Consider the following 24,850-nt stretch of genomic DNA (forward strand, 5'->3'; position numbering starts at 1 on the left):
CGCTGCAGCTTGATACGCCATGGCTGGATAATCAGGGCGGCACGGTGCAGCTGGCGGGCAACGGCGCGCTGACCCTTAATGCAACCCGGCTTGAAGGCAATAAGGGCAATCTGCTGTCAGCGGGTGCGTTAACGCTCAGCGGTGACAGGATCGATCTCTCAGAGGGACATACCCAGGCAGAGGCGCTGATGCTGACGGCGGGCACGCTGGATCACCATCAGGGTCTGCTGTCGCAGCGTGGCACAGGCGAGATGGCGATTGCGGTTTCAGGTGATGCAGACAACCGTGGTGGACGGATAGAGAGCGGCGGTAATCTGCGCGTCACATCAGCCAGCCTGGATAACAGTGGCGGGACGCTACTGGCGGCGGGCAGCGGCGATCTGCAACTGCAGGTTCAGGAAACCCTGACGAACGTACAGGGGGCGCTGCAGGCCAGCCACAATCTGCAACTTAATAGTGCTGGCCTGAGTAACCAGCAAGGTCGCATCACTGCCATCAGCGGCGATGCCACATTAACGACCAGTCAGGCTATCGATAATGAGCAGGGCCGCATCGAAGCGGGCCAGCAACTCACCCTGCGCAGCCAGGGAGTAGATAACCACAGCGGAACCGTGCTCGGTGAGGGGGTAACCCTCGATACCCAACAGGGCCAGATCGGTAACACCGGTGGAAATCTGGTGGCCCGGCGCGATTTGAAGATCTCCAGCGGTAAAACGGACAATAGCACCGGCCTGATACAGTCCGGCGGCGATCTGGCGATCAATACTCACGACCAGGCCCTGATCAACCGTGACAGCGGTAAAGCCGGAATAGTCAGCGGCGGCGCACTTGCCATCACCAGCGGCGACTTTGATAACCAGAACGGCGTAATAGCAGCGGCCTCGGCAGCGACGATCAGTAGTGCAGGTGTGACCAACGGTGACGGCACGCTGCTGTCGGATGGCGCACTCACGCTGAACAGTGGCGCGTTCGATAATCAGCGCGGCCTGATCCAGTCCGGTGCATCGCTGTCGCTGGACACCCACGGCGCGCAGCTGACCAACACGGCCAGTGGTGACCGCGGCGGCATTGTGGCGCGCGGTGATCTGCAACTTTTAACCGGAACGATTGCGGGCGACCACGGCGTCATTCAGGGACAAAACCTGTTCATTGATAGCCGGGGCCAGGCTGTCGATATTGAAGCGGGGCTGGTCAGTGCCAGAGGGGAAGTGCAGCTGAGTAGCGGTGCGCTGAATAATCGCGCCGGACGGCTCCAGGCTGGCGGTGATATGCAGCTGGATACGCAGGGAGAGGCGCTGAATAACGCGGCATCCGGCGTTATGGTGGCGGGCGGCAATCTTCGCGTGAGCAGCGGTGTTATCAACAACAGCGGCGGTTCACTGGTCTCGGCGGGCAACGCCCAGCTCAACAGCGGTGCATTGAATAATGCAGATGGCACCCTCACTGCCGATCGTACGCTGACGCTGGAGAGCGGCAGCGTGGATAACCAGCATGGCCTGCTGCAGGCGGGTGAAGCGCTGTCGCTGAACACCCATGGTGCGCAACTGACCAATACCGCCAGCGGTGAACAAGGGGGGATCGTTGCGGGTGGCGATCTGCTCCTCTCCACGGGCCAGATCGATGGCCAGAACGGGGTGATGCTGGGCCAGAATGTCCGCATCAACACCCATCAGCAGACCTTCGATCATCAGCAGGGGCAACTGGGCGCTAAAGGTACGCTGCAACTGGACAGCGGGCTGCTCAACAACCGTGCAGGCAGGATTGAGTCGGGTGGCGATCTCAATCTGGATACCCATGGCAACGATCTCATTAACCGTGACAGTGGAGCGGCAGGCGGCCTGTTCAGTGCGGGTATCCTGAAGCTCTACAGCGGCACGCTGGATAACCTGCGCGGCTTTATCACCGGCAGCAAAGGGGCACAGATTGCGGCAGGCGACATTCACAACCAGTCCGGCACGCTGACGGGCGGTAAAGGACGGCTTGATCTCACCAGTGGCGAGCTGCAAAACCAGGGCGGTCTGTTACAGGCCGGCAGCGACATGACGCTGGACACCCAGGGCCACGCCCTGATCAATCGTGACAGTGGCAGTCAGCGCGGCATAGTTGCCCTGAACAGTCTGGATTTGCGCAGCGGTGCGATTGATAACCAGACGGGCTTTATTGCCGCCGGAAACCAGGCCACGATCGGTGCCTCTGAGCTGAACAACAGTCAGGGACAAATCGCAGGTAATGGCGGGCTGTTGTTCAGCGGTCAGGCACTGAACAACAGTGACGGTAAACTGCAGTCGACGGGGGATATCACCCTTAACACATCCGGCCAGACGCTGGCTAACCAGCGCGGACTGATTGCCAGTGGCGGTAACCTTCACATCGACAGTGGCGCGCTGGATAACCAGCAGGGGCAGATACAGGGCGGCACCGATCTGACGCTCAATGCGGGACAAAATGCGCTGTTTAATCATACAGGCAAACTCCTCTCGGCAGGCACGCTATCACTGACGGCAGGTCAGCTCACCAACAGCGACGGGCTGGTGCAAAGCGTCGGTGACGGCATACTGTCGCTGAGCCAGCAACTGGATAACCGCAGCGGGCTGATTCAGGGCGGCCAGCAGATGACGATTACCACGCCATCGCTGATCAACCGCGATACCCGACAGAGCGGCAAAGGAATCGAAGCAGGCAGCTTAACCCTCGAAGCCGATACCCTGGATAACAGCCAGGGTGCGTTACGTGCAAACCAGCGGCTGGCATTAATCGTGCAGCAGGCACTGGACAACGTCAGCGGGCTGATCTCTTCCGCCGATACCCTGACCATCCAGCAGAGTGCGCCAGCCCGGTCTGCGGCCTCTAAAATCCAGCAGCGTCGGATGCTGGCTATCAATAATGCGCCGGGTCAGACGCTGACTATCAACAACCAGCAGGGCACCCTGATCGCCGATCACGACGCGCAGATCAACGCGGCTGCACTCAGCGGCGACGGGCAGGTGTTATCGCAGGGCGATCTTGGCATCACCCTGGCGGGTGATTTCCACAATACCTCGTCGGTCAAAGCCAACGGCACACTGCGCCTGACGACAGGGGGTGACGTCACCAACGACGGCACCCTCGCGGCCCAGCAATCGCTGTACCTGACTGCACAGAATGTCAATAACCAGGCTGGTGGTGAGATCAGCGGCGGACAGACTGACATCACGGCAGCGGATACCCTGAATAATCGTGGTCTGATTGACGGTGGCCTGACGCATCTGGTGGCGGGCGTTCTGAATAATAGCGGCACTGGTCGCATCTTTGGTGATCACATTGCCATTGCGGCTTCGTTGCTCAATAACCTCAGTGAAGAGGGCAAAGCGGCGGTGATTGCTGCCCGACAGCGACTGGATATCGGGGCGGGCACCCTGAATAATCGTGACCATGCGCTGATTTACAGTGATGGCGATCTGCATATTGGCGGCCAGCTGGAAGCGAATTATCAGGCCACCGGACAGGGGCAGCAGCTCAACAATGACGGGGCAACCATTGAGGCCGGGCAGGATGCCACGATCAGCATGGCGGAAATCAACAATACCAACCGTCATCTGACCACGCAGGTCGTTACGACTGAAGATAGCCAGCACCATGACGCGGTGCTAAAAGGCCATACTGACCGCTTCGACTGGGCCAAAGTGGACACCAGCAAAAAAAATAAATATGGCGTGCACACGGCAAAAATGCCGGACGGCACCAGCGGCAGCGAGTTTTATGAGTATGACTACCGAAGGGTAGTGAAAGAAACCCAGATCCAGGAGAGCGATCCGGGCAAAATCCTGTCAGGCGGCAACATGACCTTTAGCGCCGGCCGTCTCAATAATCAGGACAGTCAGATTGTCGCGGGAGCCGTGCTGGGCGGGCAGATAGGCGAGCTGAATAATCAGGCGACGAAAGGGACACGCGTCACCACGGACGACGGGAAATCGGTACGCTGGTACGCGAAGAAGAAGAAAAAGAAATTTGGCGGGACCGAAACCTCGCAGGGCAAGGATCGGAAAACCTATCGCCCGGCCCCCGTAACGGAAACCATCGATCTGCAGACGCTGAGCTGGCAGGCGAATGCCGCGCCGCAGGGCAATGGCTACCAGACCGGTAACCGGCAGCAGCAGGGTGTCACTGCGCAGGCCGACAGTATTGGCTCGCCTTCTCTTCAGCAGGCGGTTACCGCCGTGGCGCTGAGTGCCACGGATAGCGGCAGTACCTTGCTGCCCGCCGGATTACGCTATGACAGCGCACTGACGCTGGACAAACTCGGCAGCCTCAAAGACCGGCCGCTGCTGTTACCTGCCGGGCAGCAGTTCTCGCTGACGCTGCCTGCGACGGTGGTCGACGGACAGACGATTACGCCAGTGATTCGCGCCGTCTCACCGGACATCCGTCTGCCGGATAACAGCCTCTATCAGTTGCAGCCCGGCAGTGACAGTCACTATCTTGTTGAGACCGATCCGCGTTTTGTGAATCAGAAACAGTGGCTAAGCAGCGACTATATGCAGAATGCCCTGACCACCGACAGCAGCCTGATTCTGAAGCGGCTGGGTGATGGTTATTACGAGCAGCGGCTGGTGCGTGATCAGATTATTCAGCTGACCGGCAACCGCTATATCAGCGGGTATGGCAGCGATGAAGATCAGTATCGCGGGCTGATGAATAATGGGGTAGCCTTTGGCAAAGCCTACGACCTTGAGTTGGGCGTGGCGCTGACCCCGGCACAGATGGCCCTGCTGACCAGCGATATCGTCTGGCTTGTGAATCAGACCGTGACGCTGCCGGATGGCACCCAGCAGACCGTGCTGGTGCCGCAGGTTTATGCGAAGGTAAAACAGGGTGACTTAACCGGCGACGGCGCGTTGATCGGGGGCGGTAGCGTGGCGCTGAACGCCCGTAACGACATCACCAACAGCGGCACCATTCAGGGGCGCGACGTGACGCAGCTGACGGCGCAGTCGCTGACTAACAGCGGTTACATCAGCGGCAACACCGTTAATCTTACCGCCCGTCAGGATATCACTAACCTCGGCGGTACCCTGCGTGGCGACAGTCAGCTTACGCTGCTGGCGGGGCGTGACATCACCAGCCAGTCCACGCTGCGCGGCGACGGCACCGACCGGTGGATCGATCGTCCGGCCGGTATCTACGTGCAGGGCAGTGACGGTGCGCTGACGCTGAGTGCACTGAACAATATCAACCTGGCCGCCAGCGATATCGGCAACGCCGGAGAGAAGAGCACCACGACGATTCAGGCGGGCAATGACCTGACGCTCGGCACCCTCAGCACGCAGCACAGTGAAGATGACAGCTGGAACAGCAGCAACTACCGTCGCCTGTCACAGCAGAGCGACGCCGGGACACGCATCACCGCCGGCGGCGCGCTGCAGCTGAGCGCCGGACAGGATATCCGCGCCACCGCCGCGGACGTTACGGCGGGCGGTGCACTGACCGCCAGTGCCGGACGCGACATCGTGCTCAGCGCGGGCAACAGCCGCACCGATCTCGCCGAACACAGTAAGCAGTCCAGCAAAGGGCTTCTGTCGAGCAGCAGCCTGGAGACCCACGACGAGCTGCACAGCAGTCAGGCGCTCAGCACCACGCTGAGCGGCGACAGCGTCCGGCTTCAGGCGGGCCGCGACATTGGCGTGACCGGCAGCAACGTTGCCGGTACGCAGGATGTGGCGCTGACGGCGGGCCGCGATCTCAGCATCACGACCGCCACAGAAACGAATAATGAAGTGCATCAGCGCGAGGAGAAAAAATCGGGCCTGATGGGCAGCGGCGGCATCGGTTTCACCGTGGGTCAGGCAATGCAGAAGAGCAGCACCGACGCCAGCGGCGCACTTAACCGGGGCAGCACGGTGGGCAGCAGCGATGGCAGCGTAACTCTCAGCGCCAGTAATCAGCTTACCGTGCACGGCAGCGACGTGATCGCCGGTAAAGATCTCTCCCTGAGCGGCAGCGACGTGAGCGTCAGCGCAGCCGAAAACAGCCACACGGCACTGACGAAAACTGAGCAGAAGCAGAGCGGGCTGACGCTGGCGCTGTCCGGCACGGTGGGCGCGGCGCTGAACACGGCGGTGCAGACCGCCCGCACCGCCGATGAAAGCGATGATGGCCGGCTGAAGGCGCTGCAGGGCACCAAGGCGGCGCTGACTGCGGCGCAGGCCGCGCAGGCTTACCAGATGGACGGCGCGCAGACCGACGCGGCGAACGCCAGAAACACCGCTTCGGGCCTCAAACCGGGTGATAAAGGCTATGAAGAAGGCTCGACCAGCTCGGTCGGCATCAGCCTCTCGTACGGCAGCCAGTCGTCGAAAAGCGAGACACGTTCCGAAAGCCGCGAGGCGCAGGGCAGTACGCTGGGCGCGGGCGGTAATCTGAACATCACCGCCACCGGCGCGCAGCCGGGCAGCGCGGGCGATATCCTCGTGCAGGGCAGTCAGCTGCAGGCGGGGGGTGACCTCGGGCTGACGGCGAAAAACGACATCAGCCTGCTCTCTGCGCAGAACAGCGAGCGCACCGACAGCACCAACAGCAGCAAGGGCGGCAGCGTCGGTATCGGGCTGACTGCCGGATCGGGCGGCTACGGCATCAGCGTGTCGGCCAGCATCAACGCAGGCAAAGGCCGCGCAAACGGCAACGGGCTGACCCACACCGAGACCACGCTCACGGCGGGCCACGGACTGAGCCTGAACGCCGGGCGCGACACCACGCTAACGGGCGCACAGGTGCGCGGCGACAGCGTGAAGGTCGACACCGGCCGCAACCTGACGCTGACCTCAGAGCAGGACAGCGACCGCTATGACAGTAAGCAGCAGAACGCCAGCGCGGGCGGCAGCTTCACCTTCGGCTCGATGACCGGGTCGGCGAGCGTGAACCTCAGCCAGGACAAAATGCACAGCAACTGGCAGAGCGTGGCCGAACAGACCGGCATCTTTGCCGGTAAGGGCGGCTTTGACGTGACGGCCGGTGAGCACACCCAGCTCAACGGTGCGGTCATCAGCTCAGCGGCAGGCGCGGATAAAAACCGGCTCGACACCGGCACGCTGGGCTTCAGCAACATTGAGAACCACGCGGACTACAAAACCGAACACCAGAGCGTGGGGATGAGCACCGGCGGCAGCATCGGCAGCCAGTTTGAGGGCAACATGGCGAACGGCCTGCTGGCGGGGCTGAACGGCAGCGGGAGCGCCTCGTCGGTGACGAAGGCGGCGGTAAGCGACGGCACGATTGTTATCCGGGATAAGGCGAATCAGACGCAGGACGTGTCGGCGCTGAGCCGCGACGCAGAGGGGGCGAATCCGGGGCTGGATAAAATCTTCGATAAGGATAGAGAGCAGCGCCGGACGGAAACGGCGCAGCTGCTGGCAGAAATCGGCAGCCAGGCGGGGGACATCGCGCGGACGCAGGGCGAGATAGCGGCGACAAAGGCCGCTACTGAGAAGATGAAAAACATCTCGCCGGACCAGAGGAAGGACGCCGAAGCGCAGTGGCGGAAGGCGAATCCGGGTCAGGAACCCACCACGGCCGACATCACCGGTCAGGTGTACCAGACGCTGTACAACCGGGCGATGCTGGACAGCGGAATGGGGACCGGCGGGGCGGTGCAGCAGGGTATCAGCGCGGCGACGGCGGCGATACAGGGGCTGGCGGGGGGCGATTTGAAAGCCGCACTGGCTGGCAGTTCGGCCCCTTACCTTGCCGAACTGATTAAGCAAAAAGCGCCGGATGAGGCCAGTCGTATAATGGCGCATGCTGCGGTGGCCGGGGTCGTGGCTGCCGCACAGGGGAATTCAGCGGCAGCGGGCGCGGCAGGCGCGGCCACCACGGCGGTGATGGGCGAAGCCATCAAAAACGTGCTTTATGGTGACGTACCGGTCAGCCAGATGAGCGAGCAGCAGAAGCAGACGCTGGTCGCGCTGGGCACGGTTGCGGCAGGGCTTGCGGGCGGCCTGACCGGAAACGGCACAGCGGATGCAGTAGCCGGAGCGCAGGCGGGCCAGAACGAAATCAGCAATAATATGGTCGGCATGGGCATGCTGCAGCAGATGCTGGCGCAGGAGACGCTGAACTCGGCAGCGATGGCTGAAGCAGGCAAAGGCGGAGCTAATGATCAGGCGGCGCTTGCGCTGACAAAAGCAGTTAAGGAAGGCCTTGATTCGACCTGCCGGGCAAATCCCAGCTGCGTGCTGATGGCAATCGTTTCGGCGCAGAGCCAGCAGCATACAAATGGAGCCGGCAGCAAAACCGAAACCGTGCCGATAAATGACGATCTAACGGGTGGAAAACTGTTCAATCCAGGCCAGGATGATAGTAAAGGCACGTCGTTGATCACGCCGGATCGGTCAGGCGAACAGAGATCCATCAATACCGGAAATACGGATGGTGTGCCGGATACAGGCGGGAATACCACGGTTACACCGATCCCTGAGCAGAATAAAGATGATTTGGCTTATCTGGCCCTTAAAGGAAAAGAGGCTCAAGAAGCTGCTGGGAATTTAGGTTTTGACCGAAGAATTCCGGCACCTAAGGCTCCATTTAATTCTCATGGTCAACCTGTATTTTTTGATGGTAAAACATATATTACGCCTGATGTCGACAGCCATAATGTTACCAATGGTTGGAAAATGTTTGACCGTAGAGGAAAACGTATGGGCACTTATGATAGCGATCTAAACAGGATTAAGGATTGACATATGTTTGGTATCTTCCCTGAAGATAAACCAGTAGATATTGAGGGCGAATGCGTCTTACCAGCATTAATAATTATTGATGAATTTTCAGAAATGATGAATATACCTCTTTCTTACTGGAATATAAATGATTACAAAGATAACTGGCGAGGTTCTCTTGAAGAAGGCTTGACAAATAAAAATCATGCTGCTTTAGCTGTTTCTATGTATGAGCCTGCCAATACAAATTTTGTGTTTACTTGGGTATTGTATTTTTCTGGTGATGTTGTTTTCGTTCAAAATAGCATTTTATTTCTAGATGAATGTCCAGGGTTCACTCCTGAAACTATAAATAGTTTTACTGAACCGCGAACAACGTATAATGAAGATGGCATGAAAATATCGGAATGGAATACCGATTTAAAAAGTGTTATTAGTTTTTATCATAGCCTTAAAGACTAAAAAAGATCCCTGCCGCCAAGCAGAACTGATTAAGCAGAAAGCGCCAGATGAGGCCAGTCGTATAATGGCGCATGTTGCGGTGGCCGGGGTCGTGGCTGCCGCACAGGGGAATTCAGCGGCAGCGGGCGCGGCCACCACGGCGGCGATGGGCGAAGCCATCAAAAAAGTGCTTTATGGTGACGTACCGGTCAGCCAGATGAGCGAGCAGCAGAAGCAGAAGCAGACGCTGCTCGCGCTGGGCACGGTTGCGGTAGGGCTTGCGGGCGGCCTGACCGGAAACGGCACAGCGGATGCAGTAGCCGGAGCGCAGGCGGGCCAGAATGAAATCAGCAACAATTTGCTCGGCATGGGCATGTTGCAGCAGATGCTGGCGCAGGAGACGCTGAACTCGGCAGCGATGGCCGAAGCGGGTAAAGGCGGTGCGAACGAGCAGGCGGCACTGGCGCTGACGAAAGCCGTGAAGGAAGGTCTGGGTTCGGCCTGTCTGGCAAATGATGCCTGTGTGCTAATGGCGGTGGTTGCTGCTCAGAACCAGCAGCACACGAATGGAGCAGGCAGCAAAACGGAAACCGTGCCGGTTGATGATGACCTGGCGGGTGGTAAGCTGGTTAATCCCGTGCAGGAGGAAAACAAAGGGACGACGCTGGTTACGCCGGGTTGGTCTGGTGAGCAGGAAATAAGCAATACCGGTAATACTGACGGTCTGCCGGATATGGGAGGCAATACTACTGTTACGCCGGTTCCTGAACAGAATAAGGATGATCTGGCTTATCTGGCTGAAGGTAGAGATAACAGGCTACCTATTCCTGAATCAACCACAGCAAGTAATGGTTTAAAAGTTGAATCTAATACTAAGCATACCCCGGGTGCCCAAGGGTTCAGGCCAGACGCAGGTATCGAGCCGAGGAACTCTTTAGAGCTTTTTGAAAGCTCAGTTGCGACTAAAGATCCAAAGATAAGATTATCTATCGATCAAAATGGAAATATACACAGGTTCTTTAACGCAAATAAAGATGGTTCAGGTATATTCCACTGGAGTGGTAGTACTGGTGATCCCAAAAATAAACTAGGTAATAGAGATCTGGGTTCTTTCAATAAAGAAATTAAACAGTTACAGGGTAAATCATGATTTATGGAAAGCCTTACGAATTTTCTGTCTTCTATAACCTATTGGAAAAAACAGCTGATGGGTATTGGAAACATGGTATTTTTTTGTTTTTCATTGAGGATGAAATATATCCATCAAAAGGTTCTAACTATACCTTGACAATGGCTATAGGATATTTGAGGGATAGCTATCAAGAAGTGGTTGATTGTCTGAGTACAGGCTTGGATTTAACAATGGATGATGAAACGTTATTTGCAACATTAGCTCACTCACATGGAATGATAATTGATCGTGACCCAGATGATTTTGAACTTCCTGATATGGAAAAGATAGGCGTTTTTTTGAGCCCTTTAGAGATTTCTGATGCGGGGTTTTACCTATTTTATTATCCAAAAAAATCAATGAAGAATATCTTATATTTAGTCATGATTACGGCAAGACAGTTAGAAAAGCTATTTTTAATAGGGGAGTCGTTAGTGGAGTTTTAGCCCAACTCCCAGCAATTGAGAGTATATAAACTAAAGGTGCTAATTGCTTCATTTGATGAATTTAATAGAAATAAATAAAATTTTTACCCTTGATTAATAAAGCATTTGAGCCAGTGATAATGTCGACGCAGAATCAGTAGCAAACAAATGGAGAATGCAGTAAAACGGAAAAATGGAAAGCAGGTGACTATCTTAATGACTTTAAACCCTCCCCTACACCTCTGGAACTGGTTAAAGAGCAGGCTGGAAAAGGTTCACAAACTGCATATATCAGGATGGATCATATCCTTAACGGGGAAGTGAAAACGCTTAATGATGGGACAAAAGTTGGGTCTGGTGGTCACTATATTCGTGATTCAAATATTATAATAGATAAGATAACGGGTAAACCTGATACCAATGGTGTTTCGACAGGATATATATCAGTGAGAGATCCAGCTACAGGATAATGGATAAATAAGAAAGCTGAAACTACATTCTTCCCTGAGCACTGGTCAAAAAGACAGACGGCTCAGGAGATTGAGAGTGCGTTCAAAAATTCTGAAAGAATACCGAATACAGAAATGTGGAGCGGGAAATCATCTAGCGGTGTGAAGATTCAAGGCTATTATGGCAAACCCGATGGAACAGGCGCTACTGCATGGCCGGTTTATACAGGGAGGGATAAGTAATGCTGAATGATAAAATTATTTTCTGGTGGGATGAAAATAGCGATTTATTTGTTCCTGTAGGGGGGAGATACGTAAATCCTTTGATGGAGCGGTATTGGGATATGGAGCACGTGAGATTTCAGGATGGTTATCCAATGACATTCAATATGGTATTCATTCTGTTGATATCTGGGTAAAAAACCTTACTGATATTGCATCAGGCAAAACAACTGAAGGCAACTTCGGCATAGGTAATGCCCATTGGGTGATGGTTACGCATGATAAGGTGTTTATTGGGTGTGAGTACGTGGAAGAGCAACAGGTGCTTTTAACCATAGAACAAAAATTATATGTACTGGAACAGTATCGATTATTCCTGGAAGGATCTTATACAAAAGACTTTCCGCCAGAACCGATCGATGTCGAGTATTTAGCAGAGGGTAGAGATGCTATAACACAGTATGAATCTTTAGACGGGGCATATTGTTTACCTTATTAATGAAAAATCCCGCCATGAGCTGACGGGGTTTTTCACAAACAGAAAGTTGTGAATAGCTTCATTGGGGCCACATCCTCCGACGGAAACGTTGATGTAACCCCAATGCCATAGCACATGCGTTGTGGGATCCAGTTTCCACTCAGATGTCTGACGAAAATGGCGCTGCGGGTGCTTTTAGTGGAGAACTGACCACACACTATAGCGTCAACGCCGGCAAAGGCCGGGCAAACGGCAACGGGCTGAGCCTGAACGCCGGGCGCGACACCACGCTGACCGGCGCCCAGGTGCGCGGCGAGAGCGTGAAGGTCGACACCGGCCGCAACCTGACGCTGACCTCAGAGCAGGACAGTGACTGCTACGACAGTAAGCAGCAGAACGCCAGCGCGGGCGGCAGCTTCACCTTCGGCTCAATGACCGGGTCGGCGAGCGTGAACGCCGGTGAGCACACCCAGCTCAACGGTGCGGTCATCAGCTCCACCGCCAGCGCGGATAAAAACCGGCTCGACACCGGCACGCTGGGCTTCAGCAACATTGAGAACCACGCGGACTACAAAACCGAACACCAGAGCGTGGGGATGAGCACCGGCGGCAGCATCGGCAGCCAGTTTGAGGGCAATATGGCGAACGGCCTGCTGGCGGGGCTGAACGGCAGCGGGAGCGCCTCATCGGTAACGGAGTCGGCGGTAAGCGACGGCACGATTGTTATCCGGGATAAGGCGAAGCAGACGCAGGACGTGTCGGCGCTGAGCCGCGACGCAGAGGGGGCGAATCCGGGGCTGGATAAAATCTTCGATAAGGATAAAGAGCAGCGGCGGATGGAGACGGCGCAGCTGCTGGCAGAAATCGGCAGCCAGGCGGGCGACATCGCGCGGACGCAGGGCGAGATTGCGGCGACAAAGGCCGCTACTGAGAAGATGAAAAACATCTCGCCGGACCAGAGGAAGGACGCCGAAGCGCAGTGGCGGAAGGCGAATCCGGGTCAGGAACCCACCACGGCCGACATCACCGGTCAGGTGTACCAGACGCTGTACAACCGGGCGATGCTGGACAGCGGAATGGGGACCGGCGGGGCGGTGCAGCAGGGTATCAGCGCGGCGACGGCGGCGATACAGGGGCTGGCGGGGGGCGATTTGAAAGCCGCACTGGCTGGCAGTTCGGCCCCTTACCTTGCCGAACTGATTAAGCAAAAAGCGCCGGATGAGGCCAGTCGTATAATGGCGCATGCTGCGGTGGCCGGGGTCGTGGCTGCCGCACAGGGGAATTCAGCGGCAGCGGGCGCGGCAGGCGCGGCCACCACGGCGGTGATGGGCGAAGCCATCAAAAACGTGCTTTATGGTGACGTACCGGTCAGCCAGATGAGCGAGCAGCAGAAGCAGACGCTGGTCGCGCTGGGCACGGTTGCGGCAGGGCTTGCGGGCGGCCTGACCGGAAACGGCACAGCGGATGCAGTAGCCGGAGCGCAGGCGGGCCAGAACGAAATCAGCAATAATATGGTCGGCATGGGCATGCTGCAGCAGATGCTGGCGCAGGAGACGCTGAACTCGGCAGCGATGGCTGAAGCAGGCAAAGGCGGAGCTAATGATCAGGCGGCGCTTGCGCTGACAAAAGCAGTTAAGGAAGGCCTTGATTCGACCTGCCGGGCAAATCCCAGCTGCGTGCTGATGGCAATCGTTTCGGCGCAGAGCCAGCAGCATACAAATGGAGCAGGCAGCAAAACAGAAACCGTGCCGGTTGATGATGACCTGACAGGTGGTAAGCTGGTTAATCCGGCTCAGGATGAAAAGAAAGGAACGACGCTGGTTACGCCGGATCGGTCTGATATAAACAGTCCTCTTATTACAATATCTCCTGAAACCCAGCCAGGAAAAAATGATGGAATATTCATCAACCCTAAACCGGTAGAAAATACTGGCAGCAGCTATATTTCTGAATCCTCTGATAAGAGTAATGCTATTAGTGCTGGCGACTTCTTTAAAGGAACAACGTATACAGATAAAGTCAAACAACAAGCTTCTTCTGGAGACTTTCACTCCTTCCCTGAATCTGTAGATGGCCATGCTAATCAGGGAACGGTATCAGTAATTACAGGTGGCGATGGTGTGGAGCGTCTTAAACTTGAAATATTAGGTAGTTATCGTGGGAAAGAAGGTGTATTTGAATATATACGCGAACCAAATGGTTCTATAAACCACAGGCTTTTTATTCCTAAAAATAAATGAGAGTGGGAGAAAAATGATTAATAAAATCTTGGAATTATATTCGCGTTGTGGAAAAAGTCTGTTGGAAAATGGGATTGATGATGCAGCACTACCAATATCTGTAGCGAATGAGGCACTGGAACTATTTGCAGGTGCTAGATGGACAGTGCTTGGTGGAGATGTTTATCAGTATGAAAATAACAAAATGAATAATTTTTATGCTGATTGGTATTGTAATTTGGCTGCGTCTTCTGAAAGTTGTGATTATGCAAGAGAGCATTTAAGTAAATTAAGAGGTAACAATATTTATATCTCTTTTACAATAAGAAATTAAAAAAATTCCGGCTAGGCTGACGGCGTAAAATGACATCAGCCTGCTGTCAGCGCAGAACAGCGAGCGCACCGACAGCACCAACAGCAGCAAGGGCGGCAGCGCCGGCATCGGGCTGACTGCCGGATCGGGCGGCTACGGCATCAGCGTGTCGGCCAGTGTCAACGCGGGCAAAGGCCGCGCAAACGGCAACGGGCTGACCCACACCGAGACCACGCTCACGGCGGGCAACGGGCTGAGCCTGAACGCCGGGCGCGACACCACGCTGACCGGGGCACAGGTGCGCGGCGAGAGCGTCAAGGTCGACACCGGCCGCAACCTGACGCTGACCTCAGAGCAGGACAGCGACCGCTACGACAGTAAGCAGCAGAACGCCAGCGCGGGCGGCAGCTTCACCTTCGGCTCGATGACCGGGTCTGCGAGCGTGAACCTCAGCCAGGACAAAATGCATAGCAACTGGCAGAGCGTGGCCGAACAGACCGGCATCTTTGCCGGTAAGGGCGGCTTTGACGTGACGGCCGGTGAGCACACCCAGCTCAACGGTGCGGTCATCAGCTCAGCGGCAGGCGCGGATAAAAACCGGCTCGACACCGGCACGCTGGGCTTCAGCAACATTGAGAACCACGCGGACTACAAAACCGAACACCAGAGCGTGGGGATGAGCACCGGCGGCAGCATCGGCAGCCAGTTTGAGGGCAACATGGCGAACGGCCTGCTGGCGGGGCTGAACGGCAGCGGGAGCGCCTCGTCGGTGACGAAGGCGGCGGTAAGCGACGGCACGATTGTTATCCGGGATAAGGCGAATCAGACGCAGGACGTGTCGGCGCTGAGCCGCGACGCAGAGGGGGCGAATCCGGGGCTGGATAAAATCTTCGATAAGGATAGAGAGCAGCGCCGGACGGAAACGGCGCAGCTGCTGGCGGAAATCGGCAGCCAGGCGGGGGACATCGCGCGGACGCAGGGCGAGATAGCGGCGACAAAGGCCGCTACTGAGAAGATGAAAAACATCTCGCCGGACCAGAGAAAGGACGCCGAAGCGCAGTGGCGGAAGGCGAATCCGGGTCATGAACCCACCACGGCCGACATCACCGGTCAGGTGTATCAGACGCTGTACAACCGGGCGATGCTGGACAGCGGAATGGGAACCGGCGGGGCAGTGCAGCAGGGTATCAGCGCGGCGACGGCGGCGATACAGGGGCTGGCGGGGGGCAACGTGGCCCAGGCGCTGAGCGGGGCGGCGGCACCGTACCTGGCGGAGCAGATACATACGCTGACGGAGGGCAACCCGCAAGCCAACCTGATGGCGCATGCTGTAGTTGGCGCAGTAGTGACGCAGGCATCTGGTAACTCAGCTCTGGGCGGAGCGGCAGGTGCCGCGACCGCCTCCGCCGCAACTTCCGTGATAGCGAAAACGCTGTACGGTACGGATGACTATAGCAAACTGGATGAGGCGCAAAAGCAGACCATATCAACTCTGAGTACGCTGGCAAGTGGGCTGGCGGGCGGGCTTGCCGGAGACAGTGGAGCTTCAGCTGTTGCAGGGGCTCAGGCAGGAAAAAATACTTCTGAGAACAACGACATGTTCAATCTGCCGTCAGGGTTGAACAGTTACGGTAGTGCAGCCTCAACGCTTGGGACGTCAATGGAAGGTGCAGGAGCGACACCGGAAGAGATCAACGCGGCAATGAGTAAAAATGTTAAAGGTGATATGCCTGAAGGGGCAAATATAACCAAAGTTATCGTAAACGGTTATAAAGATGGTGTGTTGATTGCGGGTGCGTGGTATTTAGGCCCGGCGGCGTCGATAGGTAAGGTCGTGGGTGGTGCAGTAATTGCAGAAATAGCGAACGGAACATATCAGTGGTTTGATATAAACAGTGTCAAGAACCAGAGTTTGCCTGAAAATCAGCAAAAAACCTGGGATTATTGGGGCAGCGCTTCGGCAGGTATTACGGGAGCACTGGCTCCGGGGCGAAATATATGGCAAAACGCAGGAATCGCGGCAGGTGGAACCCTATTTACTGATGGGCCTGATAAAGGTGCTTTAACTGGTACGGGAGCTGGTTGGGCCATAGGTAGTGTGGTTGGTGTGGTTGCACCGCCTGTATTGAAACCAGTTTTAGGCCCAAGCTCTGGCTTCGTCAGCGATGTTATTGGTTCTGTTGGTGGTGAGTTTATTGGTAATAAAGTTAAAGACAAAATTAACAAAAAGGATTCTAATGATGTTGAACAATAAAAAAAATCAGAATATAAATTTAAGGCTTTTATTTTTAAGTGTTATTTACCTTATTGCCTGCTGTTTCATTTTTTTCTTTATAGCTATTGTTATTATTGATTTAATTTTTGATGGCAAGGTGAATTTAACGCAAGAAGTAATTATAGATATCATCGTTGTAAGCACTATCGCGGGTACTGCGGGAGGGTTAGGTTCATGGGTTTTCGCTAAAATAGATGAACGCAAAGTCCGAAAAACGCCGCCATCCGATCCACAATAAACAGTGATCCCGGCCTACCGAGCCGGGATTTTTTTATCTGCCTGTCACTCTTCAGCCAGCCGGAGAATCAACTGCCCCGGTCCAGTGATCACCTCGATCTTCTGCCCGGTCGTAAATCCCAGCGTTTCCAGCCAGCGGCCTTTAATAGTCAACTGCGGCAGCGGGTTCGGCTGGCCTTTATTAGGCCGGTAACCCACTTTGTAATAATGCACCTGCGATTCGCTGGCGGTAGTTGTGGGCATGTGCGTCTCTGGCTTATGATGCGTATCAGCCATGATCAACTCCTTATCAGTTGGTTGTGGTCAGCGGGCTGTTGGTGTTCCACCACCTTCAGTCCGCGCTAAAATCTCTCGTTACGCTCTTCCTCTCCTGTTTTCTCCTGTTCAAATATACACCTTCCGTCGGGTAAACTCGCTGAAAGCGAAGTAGTAAATTGCGAGCCGTCTCTGATAAAAGGATTCTTTTTTTCCGGTCTGCATTTCGCTTATCCCTTCTTCATATCGCCTTACGGAATATTCTTTCCCGGCTGAATATCACACTATGATTCCGCATTAACCAGCCTTCATTCTGTCTTACTGATTACGCCTTGCCTCCACTAAAGTCGGTAATAAAGGCTGCGACGTGACGTAGCTGTAACATGACTGCGGATGAGCACATCCGGCAGAAGGGAGCATTGACAGCCTCCATAGCTACAGTAAATAAAAATCGTTCCGGCATCAGATTGCAGAACTCCGGCAACATTGCGAAATATGTGCACTGCACAACAGAGCACACTGGTGGGAGCATAAGCATTGGCAGTCAGTTTCAGGTCAGCATTTTTGAATAAGTGCAGGTGTAACTCGCCAATTGCTATTTTCCATACAGGTCAATTTAAATAGATCTGTAACTCAGAGTCTGAATAAAGGGGAATCTTGCGGTCAGATTGAGAATCCGTGTTAATAGACGGTATAAAACCGTGTGGTTTTCTGGATGTATTAGGGATAATATTTTCGGTGATTTTTCTTTTTTTTGTGGCGATGCGGTCTTGATACCTCTGATTATTTTTGGTCTAATAATGCCCTGAAAATGGATTAATAAATAAAGTACATTAGTTATTCAGGTGGTGAAATTCCTGACTTAACTCAAATTAAATGGACGAAATGCCATTGTGAACGAGTGGGATTTAAATCCCAGATTTCCACAGGTCAGCCTGTTTTAAAACACCCGGGTATAAACAGATGCACTCCGACCCTGTCTGAGCATAAGGCGCGGAGCGCTAAAGGAAATTCCTGGCCGGTACAGGCGGATTGATAAAACGATAACCAGTCCGTCGGGTATGGGTGATTCAGGGAACGAAGTCCTGCGATAAGCGCAGGGAAATAATGTTAAATTATGAAAAGGAATTAACCAGATGACCTCTAAGTTAACGATGCTGGCATTACTGTGTGGCGGTTTGTTCGTGGGCAGCAATGCGCTGGCTGATAATCACACTGTCTCGATCGGCTATGCTCAAAGCAAAGTTGATGACTTCAAAAACATTCGCGGTGTCAATGTTCAGTATCGCTATGAGTGGGACTCTCCTCTCAGCGTTATTGGTTCGTTCAGCTATCTGAAAGGCGATCAAAGTTTTTCTGAGCGCGAAGATTTTTATGGCGATGTCAGCGGGTATGACGGCAAAACTAAAGTGAAATATTACTCACTGATGGCTGGTCCGGCATATCGTATCAATGACTATGTCAGCTTCTATGGATTGATCGGTGTTGCCCATACCAAAGTGGATGAGAACGTGACTTATCTCGGAGCGTATTCCGAAGATTATAGCGAAAATAAATCCTCTTTTGCCTATGGCGCAGGTATTGTCGTGAATCCAGTCAGCAACCTCTCTGTGAGTGTTGGCTATGAAGGTACTCGCGTGAAATATAACGAAGATGTTGCTATCAATGGTTTCAACATTGGTATCGGCTACCGTTTCTGATTTAACGCTAAAATCTGCAACCCTGATCATCTGGTCAGGGTTGTTTTTTTGCGGCCTGTGAAGGGTAAGATTTAATGAATCTCAGGTCTTAGTTAGTTGTCAGATATAGATACCTTATTTTATTTTCCTCGCAGGATTAATAAAGTCTTTGCACAATGATTTGGCCAGCCATTTTGTTTAATAGTTGCATCGCCCCATAAAGACTGTGCAACGCAACAGGCACCCGGCTCCGACATCATTAAAATAATCCCATTTTTATTTCAGTTAAATTAAGGACAATAAACAATGGCGGAAAAAACATCATCTCCGGATTGATAGCACTATTATTGAGTGGCTGCACCGCAGGTTTCAGACCTTCTCTGGATGATTATAAAGGACAGGATGCGGCCCGGATTCGCGTCGCTTCAGAGGGCAATACGGCTCTTCAGTTCTTTGAAAAGCAGGGTTCAGGTTGCTATAAAAAAGTACTGGAACGCCGTATTACTTCTGGCTTTGCCATTCTGGGTATCCCTGTCACAGGGAATAAACGAATAGGTATGCCAGCCTCATCTGATAATAATGGTGCTTTCATCAATGAGTTCACCCTGAAGCCGGGACAAATGATTCGGATCATCCACTACTGGACTGAGACTGGGTACAACCAGAACACTCAAAAATCTGCCACTGCTGAATTTATTCCTCAGGCTAACCATGACTACGATATCGTGGTCTAAGGCTCTGAATATTCAGGCGATAGCGTGTCCATCAAAAATCTCACTCCAGACGGCGCCGTAGTGGGCTGGAGCGACGTGAAGGAATGCCCGTCAGAGAGTATTTTTGATTAGTTTTCTCTTCCTTCATTCCTGAAGCCTGATTGCTTCAGCAATGAATGTCCACGTTTACGGCATAGTCAGTAACCTGCTGACAGGTAGCGATGGAAATGCCGTTACCAGAACAGGCAGTCAGCGTCTTTATAACGCTTTGTAAAGGTTTATCACATTGATTTAAATACTTAAATTTCTGGCTTAAATCGGTACCAGTAATAATTCGCTGTACCTCGGAACTCTCCTAAAAACTGGCCCTGATAGCAATGTGACCAATTTCCTCCATTTATCTGATGTTGCATTTTCGGTCCATCTGTAAAACTTCATCTCAACAAACACGGCGCGTCGCGCACGCCGGTTATACCTCAATTACTGAGGATGCTTTAACAGCAGGATTGCGCGGTAACACTTTTCAGGAGGAACTTCCTGTGAATAAATCAATGTTAGCGGGTATCGGTATTGGTGTGGCAGCAGCGCTGGGTGTTGCCGCCGTAGCAGGCATGAACGTGTTTGATCGCGGTCCTCAATACGCTCAGGTACTGGCTGCAACGCCAATCAAAGAGAGCATCAGACAGCCACGTCAGGAGTGCCGTAATGTCACACTGACGCATCGTCGGGCCGTACAGGATGAAAACCGTCTTGCTGGCTCTGTATTAGGTGCAGTGGCAGGTGGAGTGCTGGGTCACCAGTTCGGTGGCGGTCGCGGTAAGGATGTTGCGACGGTAGCAGGTGCATTGGCAGGCGGTTATGCGGGTAATCAGGTCCAGGGCGGACTGCAGGATCGTGATACCTACACGACAACCGAACAGCGCTGTAAAACAGTGTACGACAAACAAGAGAAAAAACTGGGATATGACGTGACCTATAAAATAGGCGATCAGCAGGGTAAAATCCGTATGGAAAATGACCCCGGCACGCGTATTCCACTGGATCGCAATGGTCAGCTGATTCTCAACGGTGACCAGGCGTAATTGGGCAAAGCTTTGCCGCACTCGCGGCCACACAGCACGACGTAATGAAAAAGGCGCATCTCAAAGATGCGCCTTTTTTATCGCCATTTTCCCGCACTTTACCGATTAGCTCAGCAAAGCGCGGGCAGAGGGTTACGCCTGATGCTCAGCCAGTTGTGAAACGAAGCCCTGCACCCAATCCATACGGATTTTTCTTTCCGACAGCTCGCGGGTAAATCGCAGGCGTGTTGGCCCATCCAGTTTCCACTGCTGCGGCTCTTTCTGCAGCAGACTAATCAGCCATGCCGGATCGACCTTGTTCTGCGGCGCAAAATCGAAATAGCCACCTTTGTCGCTGGCTTCAATCTTACGCAGACCGACCGCGCGGGCTTTCAGGCGAATAATCGCCACGTCCAGCAGATTACGCGCAGGGTCAGGCAGCAGGCCGAAGCGGTCGATCATCTCAACTTTCAGCTCCTGCAACTCCTCTTCAACCTCCGCGCTGGCAATGCGCTTATAAAGTGAAAGACGGGTGCTGACATCCGGGATAAAGGTCTCGGGCAGCAGCGCTGGCATGCGAAGTTCCACCTCGGTCTGGTTGCTGGTGAGATCCTCCAGTGATGGCTCGCGACCCGCTTTCAGCGCATCCACGGCATTCTCCAGCAGCTCCATGTAGAGCGTGAAGCCCAGCGTCTCCATCTGTCCGCTCTGCTCATCACCCAGCAGTTCGCCCGCTCCGCGAATCTCCAGGTCATGGGTTGCCAGCGCAAAGCCGGCGCCCAGATCTTCAAGTGAGGCGATCGCCTCCAGGCGTTTATGCGCGTCCGTGGTCATAGACTTCGGATGCGGCGTCAACAGCCAGGCGTAAGCCTGATGATGCGAACGACCGACGCGACCACGCAGCTGATGCAGCTGCGCCAGACCAAAGTGATCGGCCCGCTCAATGATGATGGTGTTCGCGGTCGGAATGTCGATCCCGGTTTCGATGATGGTGGTACAGACCAGCACGTTGAAACGCTGATGATGGAAATCGTTCATCACCCGCTCCAGCTCACGCTCGCGCATCTGTCCATGACCAATCGCTACCCGCGCTTCTGGCACCAGATCGCTGAGACGCTGCGCCGCTTTCTCAATATTTTCGACGTCGTTGTAGAGGTAGTAAACCTGGCCGCCACGCAGAACTTCACGCAGAATCGCTTCACGGATCACCAGATCGTCGTATTCACGGACAAAGGTTTTTACCGCTAAACGGCGGGCAGGCGGGGTAGCGATAATCGAGAGATCGCGCATGCCGCTCATGGCCATGTTCAGGGTGCGCGGAATCGGCGTGGCGGTCAGGGTCAGGATGTCCACATCGGCACGCATCGCTTTAATGCGCTCTTTATGACGCACCCCGAACCGGTGCTCTTCATCGACAATCAGCAGGCCGAGATCGTGCCACTTGAGGTCACTCATCAGTAGTTTGTGGGTGCCGATCAAAATGTCGATCTTGCCCTCGCTGGCCTGTTCCAGTACCTGCGCCTGCTCTTTGGCGGTACGGAAGCGGGATAGCATCTCAATGCGAACCGGCCAGTTGGCGAAGCGATCGCGGAAGTTATCGTAGTGTTGCTGTGCCAGCAGGGTGGTCGGCACCAGCACGGCCACCTGTTTGTGGTTTTCTACCGCCAGAAACGCGGCGCGCATCGCCACTTCCGTTTTACCAAAGCCCACGTCGCCGCACACCAGTCGATCCATCGCCAGCGGCTGACACATATCACTCAGCACGGCATTGATCGCCTGTGCCTGATCGGGCGTAGTTTCAAACGGGAAACTTTCGCAGAACAGCTGATACTGCTCGCGGTCATGCTTAAAGGCAAAGCCGGTTTTAGCGGCGCGCTGGGCATAGATGTCCAGCAGCTCAGCTGCTACATCGCGTACTTTCTCCGCCGCTTTCTGCCGCGCGCGTGACCAGGCGTCACTGCCCAGCTTGTGCAGCGGCGCGTTATCGTCAGCCCCGCCCGCATAGCGGCTGATCAGGTGCAGCGATGAAACCGGCACATAGAGTTTGGCGTCGTTGGCATAGGAGAGCATCAGGTATTCCGCCTCAATGCCGCCTGCTTCCAGCGTAGTCAGGCCGATATAGCGGCCCACGCCGTGCTCCAGATGCACCACCGGCTGGCCGGGATGCAGCTCCGCCAGGTTACGAATCAGAATGTCCGGGTTAATGGTGCGACGGGTATCCTGACGGCGACGGCTGACGCGTTCGCCCAGCAGATCGCTTTCGCAAATCAGCGCCCGGTTGCCCTGGGTATCGATAAAACCGCGCTCGCTGGCCCCAATCATCAGCGTGAAACGATCGTCGACGGTTTCATCAAAACGGTGCACCGGCTGAGGACGCAGTTTAATCCGTGCCAGCAGCTCCTGCAGGCTCTCGCGACGGCCTTCACTTTCTACCGAGAAGACCACGGCGCCGCTGAAGGTCTGAATAAACTGCCGCAGATGATCGAGCGGCGCTTTCGCCTGCGCCTGAACGGTGAGGTCTGGCAGCGGGGTATAACCGAGATTGGTGTTGGCAGCTTTGGCAGGCAGCACCTCATTGGTCATCTGGATGCGCGGCCAGGCTTTCAGTTCACCCATTAACGCATCGGGACGCAGCCACAGAGTGACCGGCTCCAGCAGTGGACGCATCGGGTCCACCCGGCGGTTCTCATAGCGCGCCTCAGCATCCTGCCAGAAGCGGGTGGCGCTGCCTTCGAGGTCGCCGCAGTTCACAATCAGGGTGTTGTCAGGCAAATAGCTGAACAGGCTGGGTAACGGCTGCTCAAAGAACAGCGGCTGCCAGTATTCGATGCCCGCAGGCAACGTGCCTTTGCTGACCTGCTGATAGATGTGCTCCGACTCGCGGCGCACATCAAAAATTTCGCGCCAGCGGCTACGGAACAGCTCAATGGCGGCTTTGTCGCTGGGAAATTCATGCGCAGGCAGCAGGTTAATTTCTGCCACCGCTTCCAGCGTGCGCTGATTATCGACGTCGAACAGACGCAGGCTGTCGATCTCATCATCGAAAAAGTCGATGCGATAGGGCTGATCGCTGCCCATCGGGAACAGGTCGAGTAGGGCGCCGCGCGTGGCGTATTCGCCGTGCTCCATGACCTGATCGACATGACGATAACCTGCCTGCTCAAGCTGATCGCGCAGCCGGTCGCGTGACAGCTTTTGTCCCTGCTTCATCACCAGCGCATGACCGTGCAGGAAACTGTGCGGACAGACGCGCTGCATCAGGGTGTTGACCGGCATGATCAGCATGCCGCTCTGCATCACCGGCAGCTGATAGAGGGTCGAGAGGCGCGCGGAGATAATATCCTGATGCGGCGAGAAGCTGTCATACGGCAGCGTCTCCCAGTCGGCGAGGTGCACCACCGGCAGATCGGTAAACTGACGGATTTCATCCAGCAGACGCAGGGCGGTTTGGGTATCGGGGGTAATCATCAATACCGGGCCAGCATGACGTTCGGTAATGCTGGCACACTCTACCGCATGTGCAGCGCCGATGAGCTGGCCGAGCTGGCGGTGATCGCCGGATTTAACGGGCAGGGTATAACGAGTCTGTTCGGGCATGGGATCTCGGGGTTGCTCCATTTTTCCAGGACGTAATCATTCCATATTATGTCAGGGGGATCACCTTTGCGGCACAATTTTCCTGCCGCGCCGCGCTGAACACGGGGATCGGTCAGCCATTACCGGGCGTCGGCGGTAATACAGCGGATAGAGAGAGGATAGACGAGTCTGGAGCGGGATCAGAAAAAACCGCCGTCGCTCTGCAGCGACGGGGTTAAACGGGCATTCTATTTTATGGATTGCTGTGTGTAATACATGCGTGGGCGGTCGATATTTGCCCAGGATAACTCCTGCTCAGGATGATAGCTGAGGTTGCCGTCGTCCCACTTTACGTAGTAGCCGGCTGGTGCGCTTCCCTGCTCAAAGACGTTGATGATTTCGCCTCTGATTTCCCCGGATTGATGTTTAACAATACTGCCTTTGGGAAATTTCAACATGGTCGCTACCTCTATCGCTGTGCGATAAATACCCTCTTATCCTGTTACAGATTGTAGTCTACGCGCCAGGGCGCTGGATAATCAGCCAATAAGCGATGGCTTTATCGTCTATTCTGCGGCTTTGGTCGTGAATGTGACGTATCCTGACGCAACTTTGCTGCCGACTCAGAGGGTTAGAGGTTTCATAA

General features: G+C 54.6%; 15 protein-coding genes and 1 pseudogene. 13 read left to right on the forward strand and 3 right to left on the reverse strand.

The window, feature by feature from the left end:
* Positions 1-44: 44 nt before the first annotated feature.
* The 10 genes and pseudogenes from BY447_RS17970 to BY447_RS18015 all read left to right on the forward strand — a co-directional run bounded on the left by BY447_RS17970 (position 45) and on the right by BY447_RS18015 (position 16,921).
* The gene (locus BY447_RS17970) at positions 45-8,711 is read left to right on the forward strand and encodes a hemagglutinin repeat-containing protein (protein ID WP_110331708.1); all 8,667 of its coding nucleotides are present in this window, start codon (positions 45-47) and stop codon (positions 8,709-8,711) included.
* 3 nt (positions 8,712-8,714) lie between these two features.
* Complete coding sequence (locus BY447_RS17975; protein WP_110331709.1) at positions 8,715-9,152, forward strand: hypothetical protein; 438 nt, start codon at positions 8,715-8,717, stop codon at positions 9,150-9,152.
* Complete coding sequence (locus BY447_RS17980) at positions 9,118-10,281, forward strand: VENN motif pre-toxin domain-containing protein (RefSeq protein ID WP_146211001.1); 1,164 nt, start codon at positions 9,118-9,120, stop codon at positions 10,279-10,281. Before BY447_RS17975 ends, BY447_RS17980 begins: the two co-directional genes overlap by 35 nt.
* Complete coding sequence (locus BY447_RS17985; RefSeq protein ID WP_110331711.1) at positions 10,278-10,748, forward strand: immunity 42 family protein; 471 nt, start codon at positions 10,278-10,280, stop codon at positions 10,746-10,748. The genes BY447_RS17980 and BY447_RS17985 overlap by 4 nt, the downstream gene beginning before the upstream one ends.
* Before the next feature lie 452 nt (positions 10,749-11,200).
* Positions 11,201-11,419, forward strand: a complete 219-nt coding sequence (locus BY447_RS23655; RefSeq protein ID WP_146211007.1) for an EndoU domain-containing protein — start codon at positions 11,201-11,203, stop codon at positions 11,417-11,419.
* A gap of 94 nt (positions 11,420-11,513) precedes the next feature.
* Entirely contained in the window at positions 11,514-11,897 is a 384-nt protein-coding gene (locus tag BY447_RS17995) for a hypothetical protein (RefSeq protein ID WP_199226937.1), read from the forward strand.
* A gap of 158 nt (positions 11,898-12,055) precedes the next feature.
* Positions 12,056-13,396: pseudogene (locus tag BY447_RS18000) on the forward strand (VENN motif pre-toxin domain-containing protein); the annotation flags it as partial.
* Positions 13,397-14,129: 733 nt separating this feature from the next.
* Positions 14,130-14,429 carry an Imm40 family immunity protein gene (gene imm40 / locus BY447_RS18005; RefSeq protein WP_110331713.1) on the forward strand — a complete coding sequence of 100 codons (300 nt, stop codon included), beginning with the start codon at positions 14,130-14,132 and terminating at the stop codon, positions 14,427-14,429.
* 43 nt (positions 14,430-14,472) lie between these two features.
* Complete coding sequence (locus BY447_RS18010; protein WP_416376692.1) at positions 14,473-16,662, forward strand: hemagglutinin repeat-containing protein; 2,190 nt, start codon at positions 14,473-14,475, stop codon at positions 16,660-16,662.
* Positions 16,649-16,921, forward strand: coding sequence for a hypothetical protein (locus BY447_RS18015; RefSeq protein WP_110331715.1), 273 nt, complete (start codon positions 16,649-16,651; stop codon positions 16,919-16,921). The genes BY447_RS18010 and BY447_RS18015 overlap by 14 nt, the downstream gene beginning before the upstream one ends.
* Positions 16,922-16,965: 44 nt before the next feature.
* Here the strand turns inward: BY447_RS18015 and BY447_RS18020 are convergent, their stop codons facing one another.
* Positions 16,966-17,196, reverse strand: coding sequence for a SymE family type I addiction module toxin (locus BY447_RS18020; protein WP_033782658.1), 231 nt, complete (start codon positions 17,194-17,196; stop codon positions 16,966-16,968).
* A gap of 1,115 nt (positions 17,197-18,311) precedes the next feature.
* Between BY447_RS18020 and BY447_RS18025 the strand changes: the two genes are divergently transcribed.
* From BY447_RS18025 to BY447_RS18035, 3 genes are all read left to right on the forward strand, one after another.
* Positions 18,312-18,875, forward strand: a complete 564-nt coding sequence (locus BY447_RS18025) for an Ail/Lom family outer membrane beta-barrel protein (protein ID WP_013357475.1) — start codon at positions 18,312-18,314, stop codon at positions 18,873-18,875.
* 311 nt (positions 18,876-19,186) lie between these two features.
* Positions 19,187-19,588, forward strand: a complete 402-nt coding sequence (locus BY447_RS18030) for a hypothetical protein (RefSeq protein ID WP_323859495.1) — start codon at positions 19,187-19,189, stop codon at positions 19,586-19,588.
* 518 nt (positions 19,589-20,106) lie between these two features.
* Positions 20,107-20,649, forward strand: a complete 543-nt coding sequence (locus BY447_RS18035; protein WP_033732285.1) for a glycine zipper 2TM domain-containing protein — start codon at positions 20,107-20,109, stop codon at positions 20,647-20,649.
* Positions 20,650-20,781: 132 nt separating this feature from the next.
* Here BY447_RS18035 and mfd read toward each other — a convergent pair whose 3' ends face one another.
* Positions 20,782-24,225 (reverse strand): transcription-repair coupling factor, encoded by a 3,444-nt coding sequence (gene mfd / locus BY447_RS18040; RefSeq protein WP_110331716.1) that lies wholly within the window; start codon positions 24,223-24,225, stop codon positions 20,782-20,784.
* 227 nt (positions 24,226-24,452) lie between these two features.
* Positions 24,453-24,662 carry a hypothetical protein gene (locus BY447_RS18045; protein ID WP_013357479.1) on the reverse strand — a complete coding sequence of 70 codons (210 nt, stop codon included), beginning with the start codon at positions 24,660-24,662 and terminating at the stop codon, positions 24,453-24,455.
* Positions 24,663-24,850 lie beyond the last annotated feature (188 nt).

Origin of the sequence: Pantoea sp. JKS000250 (assembly GCF_003201065.1) — a bacterium.
Classification (GTDB): domain Bacteria; phylum Pseudomonadota; class Gammaproteobacteria; order Enterobacterales; family Enterobacteriaceae; genus Pantoea; species Pantoea vagans.

Coding starts and splice junctions, on each gene's coding strand:
- BY447_RS17975 (WP_110331709.1), top strand. CDS start 8,715: ATGTTTGGTATCTTCCCTGAAGATAAACCAGTAGATATTGAGGGCGAA.
- BY447_RS17985 (WP_110331711.1), top strand. CDS start 10,278: ATGATTTATGGAAAGCCTTACGAATTTTCTGTCTTCTATAACCTATTG.
- imm40 (WP_110331713.1), top strand. CDS start 14,130: ATGATTAATAAAATCTTGGAATTATATTCGCGTTGTGGAAAAAGTCTG.
- BY447_RS18015 (WP_110331715.1), top strand. CDS start 16,649: ATGTTGAACAATAAAAAAAATCAGAATATAAATTTAAGGCTTTTATTT.
- BY447_RS18020 (WP_033782658.1), bottom strand. CDS start 17,196: ATGGCTGATACGCATCATAAGCCAGAGACGCACATGCCCACAACTACC.
- BY447_RS18025 (WP_013357475.1), top strand. CDS start 18,312: ATGACCTCTAAGTTAACGATGCTGGCATTACTGTGTGGCGGTTTGTTC.
- mfd (WP_110331716.1), bottom strand. CDS start 24,225: ATGCCCGAACAGACTCGTTATACCCTGCCCGTTAAATCCGGCGATCAC.
- BY447_RS18045 (WP_013357479.1), bottom strand. CDS start 24,662: ATGTTGAAATTTCCCAAAGGCAGTATTGTTAAACATCAATCCGGGGAA.